This is a genomic window from Vibrio sp. 2132-1 (assembly GCF_033344315.1).
On sequence record NZ_JAWPON010000485.1, the window covers coordinates 1 to 627 of the forward strand.

At 45.8% G+C, this 627-nt stretch carries 1 protein-coding gene and 1 pseudogene; both read left to right on the forward strand.

The window, feature by feature from the left end:
* On the forward strand, positions 1 to 365 hold a 365-nt coding region (gene mtnN / locus R8N47_RS26190; protein ID WP_318186228.1), incomplete at its 5' end, for a 5'-methylthioadenosine/S-adenosylhomocysteine nucleosidase.
* Between the two features lie 12 nt (positions 366 to 377).
* Positions 378 to 627 (forward strand): annotated as a pseudogene (locus R8N47_RS26195) (adenosylcobinamide-phosphate synthase); the annotation flags it as partial.

Consider the following 627-nt stretch of genomic DNA (forward strand, 5'->3'; position numbering starts at 1 on the left):
AAATGGCAGGTCAGCCAGCAGCATTCAAAGCTGATGAAAAACTGATGGACCTAGCGGAAAAAGCACTCGAGCAAATGGCAAATACACATGCTGTTCGCGGTTTGATCTGTACGGGCGATGCGTTTGTTTGCACGGCTGAGCGCCAAGCGTTCATTCGTGAAAACTTCCCATCCGTTATTGCGGTTGAAATGGAAGCATCAGCTATTGCTCAGACTTGCCACCAATTCAACACACCATTTGTTGTTGTACGTGCTATCTCTGACGTTGCTGATAAAGAATCGCCAATGAGCTTTGAAGAATTCCTGCCTTTAGCAGCAAAAAGCTCTTCAGAAATGGTCTTCAAGATGCTGGAACTGGTTAAGTAATCCAAGTCATTCATGGAAGAAATTTTTCAGCAATTCTATGCTAACGGTGCGCTCCTCGTGATGTGGGGCGCATTACTGTTTCACCTGATCCTCCCTATTCCTCATTCCGCTCACCCTGCGACTTTATGGCGCAAGGTAGCCGAACAATTAGCAGAGAAAGTAAATAACCACCATCGCTACTCACAACGCATTCTCTCAGGAAGCCTTGCTCTTATTTTGATGACATTGCCGTGTTTGGTGCTCTTAATCGCTCTAAAGCCTT